The 4,501-nt window shown below is 67.7% G+C and carries 5 protein-coding genes; all 5 read right to left on the reverse strand.

The features are described from left to right. On the reverse strand, positions 1 to 1,804 hold a 1,804-nt coding region (locus JHD80_RS26655), incomplete at its 3' end, for a methylmalonyl-CoA mutase family protein (protein WP_199093517.1). A 253-nt stretch (positions 1,805 to 2,057) separates the two neighbouring features. Next, the gene (locus JHD80_RS26660; RefSeq protein ID WP_248311802.1) at positions 2,058 to 2,978 is read right to left on the reverse strand and encodes a cell wall hydrolase; all 921 of its coding nucleotides are present in this window, start codon (positions 2,976 to 2,978) and stop codon (positions 2,058 to 2,060) included. Between the two features lie 313 nt (positions 2,979 to 3,291). Then, positions 3,292 to 3,780, reverse strand: coding sequence for a DUF1178 family protein (locus JHD80_RS26665; protein WP_199093519.1), 489 nt, complete (start codon positions 3,778 to 3,780; stop codon positions 3,292 to 3,294). Positions 3,781 to 3,834: 54 nt separating this feature from the next. Then, positions 3,835 to 4,092, reverse strand: a complete 258-nt coding sequence (gene grxC / locus JHD80_RS26670) for a glutaredoxin 3 (protein WP_199093521.1) — start codon at positions 4,090 to 4,092, stop codon at positions 3,835 to 3,837. 28 nt (positions 4,093 to 4,120) lie between these two features. After that, on the reverse strand, positions 4,121 to 4,501 hold a 381-nt coding region (locus JHD80_RS26675; RefSeq protein WP_199093523.1), incomplete at its 5' end, for a ComF family protein.

Below are 4,501 nucleotides of genomic sequence, written 5' to 3' on the forward strand. Positions count from 1 at the left end.
GCACCAGCGGCAGATGCGAGCCCGAGAGGATCGAGAGCCCGATGATGTCGGCCTGCTGCTCGCGGGCCTCGCTGACGATCTCCTCCGGCGTCTGGCGGATGCCGCCATAGCTGACGCTCATCCCGGCATCGCGGGCGCGCACGGCGATCTGCTCGGCGCCGTTGGAATGGCCGTCGAGCCCGGGCTTGCCGACGAGGAAGCGCGGCGGGCGGCCGAGCCGCTCCGTCGCCTTCTCGACAGCGGCCTTCGCGGTGGCGAGGCCGGTCGCGTCACCCAGCTTCCTGGTGTCGACGCCGGTGGGCGCGCGGTACTCGCCGAAGATCTCGCGCAGGGTCTGGGCCCATTCGCCTGTGGTGACGCCGGCCTTGGCGCAGGCGATCGAGGCCGGCATGACGTTGCGGTTCTCGCGGGCGCTGGTGGCAAGCTCAGCCAAAGCCGCCTCGGCCGCCTTGGCGTCGCGGGCCGAGCGCCAGGCCTTGAGCCGGGCGATCGCCTCGGTCTCGACCGAATCCGGCACGGTGACGACGTTGCCGTCGCCGGCCGAAAGCGGGGAGGGCTCGCTATTGGTGAATTTGTTGACGCCGACGACGACCTGCTCGCCGCGCTCGATCGCCTCGATACGGCGCGCGCCGTTCTCGACCAGCGCCATTTTCATGTAGCCGCTCTCGACGGCGGCAAGCGCGCCGCCCATGTCGTCGATCTTGGCGAGTTCCTCCAGCGCGGCGGCCTTGAGCTCGCGGACCTTGGCATCGACCACGGTCGAACCGTCGAAGATGTCGCCGAATTCGAGCAGGTCGGTCTCATAGGCCAGGACCTGCTGCATCCTGAGGGACCATTGCTGGTCGAAGGGGCGGGGCAGGCCGAGCGCCTCGTTCCAGGCCGGGAGCTGCACGGCGCGGGCACGGGCCTTCTTGGACAGCGTCACCGCCAGCATCTCAATCAGGATGCGGTAGACGTTGTTCTCGGGCTGCGGCTCGGTCAGCCCCAGCGAATTGACCTGAACGCCATAGCGGAAGCGCCGCATCGCTTCATCGGCAATGCCATAGCGGCCGAGCGTGATCTCGTCCCAGAGCTCGACGAAAGCCCGCATCTTGCAGAGCTCGGTGACGAAGCGCATCCCGGCATTCACGAAGAAGGAGATGCGGCCGACGGTGCCGGGGAACTCCTCGGCGCTCACTTCCGGGCGGGCGCGGATGGAATCGAGCAGGGCGATCGCCGTCGCCAGCGCGAAGGAGAGCTCCTGCACCGGCGAGGCGCCGGCCTCCTGCAGATGGTACGAACAGACATTCGTCGGGTTCCATTTCGGCAATTCGCTGGCCGTGAACACGACGATGTCGGTGGTGAGCTGCATCGAGGGGCGCGGCGGGAAGACATAGGTGCCGCGCGAGAGGTATTCCTTGACGAGGTCGTTCTGGGTCGTGCCCTGCAAAAGCTTGCGGTCGGCGCCCTGCTCGTCGGCGACGGCGATATAGAGCGAGAGCAGCCAGGCCGCGGTCGCGTTGATCGTCATCGAGGTGTTCATCTGCGCCAGCGGAATCTGGTCGAACAGCGCCCGCATGTCACCGAGATGCGAGATCGGCACGCCGACCTTGCCGACCTCGCCCCGCGCCAGGACATGGTCCGGGTCGTAGCCGGTCTGGGTCGGCAGGTCGAAGGCGACGGAGAGGCCGGTCTGGCCCTTGGCGAGATTGCCACGATAGAGCTTGTTGGATTCGGCCGCGTCGGAATGGCCGGCATAGGTCCGGAAGATCCACGGCTTGTCGCGCTGGGCCGTTTCCCGGCCGCCCTTGTCCGTCGCGGTCATGGCGTCTCCCCGTCTTGCAGAGCAATCTGAATGTTGCACTGCGGCGAAGATAACGCCAGAGCTTCGGCGATGTCCCCTGCGACGTTAGGCTGACGCGATTTTTCGTTCAGCCCTCGTCCCCAGGAGCCGTGTTGACCGCGTCTCGACGGATGGTCCCGCCGGCTCCGAAGCCTGCTGAAGCAGCCGTCGAGATACAGCCTTGCGGCTGCTTCTCAGGATGGGAGCTACGTGGATCGCCAGCGGATAGGAAGACTCAGCGCGAACGCGAGGAGAGGCTGCCCCGGATATCGGCCGTCGACAGCAGCGCCACACGGCGGTCATCCTTGGGCGGCGCGACGAAGGCGCGCAGATGCGCCTTGGGCAGGTCGAGATCGAGCGGCCGGCCGGGCGGCAGCGGCGCGTTCTTGATCAGGGTGACGATCGGGCTCTCCAGCGCCGGCAGCTTCGGCGTGGGCGCCTCGGGCGCAAAGGCGAGCGGTGCCGAGGCGAAGGAGGTCGCGGTGCTGGCCGACGAGGATGCCGTCGTGAGCGGTATCGCGGTGGTGGAGGCCGAGGCGAGCTGGATCGTCGGCTCCTCGATGCGGCGGCGCTCGGGACGCTCGCCCTTCAGGTAGAAGGCATTGCCGCCGGCCACGGTTACGTAATGCATGTTGTTGTAGCCGAAGCGCATCCCGGCCATGTGGAAGTGCTTGGCGGCGCCGACCGCCTCGTTGCGGCGGCCATTGAGGATGTCCTCGGCGATGGCCTCGACGCGCGGCAGGACCTTGTCCGTCATCGGCTTGGTGAGCACGCCGGCGGCGAACTGGCGGGGCGCGCCGACCACGCCGCAGATCGTCTCGGGATATTTCGCCGATTCGACTCGGTTCATCACGACCGTGCCGACGCCGAGCAGGCCCGACTCGCTCGAGCGGTTCGATTCGAAATACATCGCGCGGACGAGGCATTCCTTCTCGCGCGGATCGGCCTTGGCCAGTGCCACGGCGTGCTTGCGGGCCCTGGCGGGCTCCTTCACGGCGGGAGCGGCGGCGGAGGTCGCGGCCGTCTCGACCGGGGACATGCTGCAGGCCCCGAGAACCGGGGCCGCCAGCATGATCAGAAGCGGGATCGCCTTGCTGCCATGCCGGGATGTCTCACCGGAACGAAGACCATGAGCAGCAATCGCGGTCCGCTTCATGCGGCAACCTCCTGAGTTCCGGACCCGTGATCGCCGAGGGCGGCAAACCGGGATTGCCGGCAAGGAACCGCGAATTCCTTAACAGAAAGTTCATCCGGGACGGAAGGGGGGAGGAGCCTCAGAAGGGGACACGGCGCCTTCCGACGGGACACGCCGGGCTGTTAGCGCCTTGTTCCAAAACGGAAAAATCTAAGATGCCGCGCCGAAAATTTTCATCCGCGCGGCCTCGCGCAACCTAACAAAACCGTCATGCGGGCATCGATGAAAGTCGGCGCGAGCGCGGTTTCGTGATCGGAAACGGCCGAGAGACGCTTCAGTTCCCCGAGCCCGGCAGCCGCGGCAGTGGCAGGAATTCGACGCCTTCCTCGTGCAGCATCCGGGCATCGTCCGGCGTCGCCTCGCCATAGATCGCACGCTCTTCCGCCTCGCCATGATGGATCTTGAGGGCCTCGTCGGCAAAGCGCTTGCCGACATGCTCGGCATTCTCGCTGACATGCCGGTGCAGGGCCGCCACCATCTCGCGGAAGGCCTGTTCCTTCTCGCTCATCAGAGCGACCGGCGCCGGGGCAGAGGCAGGCGCCGCGGCGGCCGGGACGGGAGCCTCCACGGCCGGGCCCGGCCCCTTGGGGCCGAGATCGGTCCGCGCGACATTCGGCGCCATGATGGCGCGCTCGACCTTCGCACTGTTGCAGACCGGGCAGGTGACGAAGCCGCGCTTCGCCTGGTCCTCGAAGCTGGCCGAGGAGGCGAACCAGCTCTCGAAGTCATGGGCGTGGTCGCAGATGAGGGCGTAACGGATCATGTCGTCATAGGTGGTGGCGCGAGACCATCAAAGCAATCGGGTTTGCCGAGGGCGTCAGGCCGCCAGGAGCTTGTCGAGCTCGCCGCGGGCATCGAGCGCATGGATATCGTCGGAACCGCCGACATGCTGCCCGCCGATGAAGATCTGCGGCACCGAGGTGCGCCCGCCGGCGCGCGCCGTCATCGCCTGGCGCAGCTCGGGCTTGCCGTCGACATCGATCTCGGTAAAGGCGACGCCCTTGCGCATCAGCAACGCCTTGGCCGCCTTGCAATAGGGGCACCAGGAGGTGGTGTAGATCGTGACCGGCGGCATGATGCGGCGTCTCTCGTTGCGATGCCCCTCATGTAGTGATTTCCCGGCCATCCGTCACGACCCGCGCGAAGGTCAGCACATCGACCGCGCTCGCACCGGCCCGCAACAGGGCGCGCGAAGCGGCATTGACCGTGGCGCCGGTGGTCAGCACGTCGTCGACCAGCAGGATGCGCCGGCCTTCGACCTGCCCGCGCGCCGCTGCGGAGACGTGGAAGGCGCCTTGCAGATTCTCGGCGCGCTGCGCGCGCGTCAGCCCCACCTGCTGGCGGGTGCGCCTGATCCGGGTCAGGGCCGTCGCCGCCAGCGGCAACCCGGTCTCCCGCGAGACGATGCCGGCTAGCGCCGCGGCCTGGTTGAAGCGTCGGCGCCAGAGCCGGGTCCGGTGGAGAGGCACGGGTAGAACGAGATC

It is taken from the genome of Allobosea sp. ASV33 (assembly GCF_016428755.1).
Classification (GTDB): Bacteria; Pseudomonadota; Alphaproteobacteria; order Rhizobiales; family Beijerinckiaceae; genus Allobosea.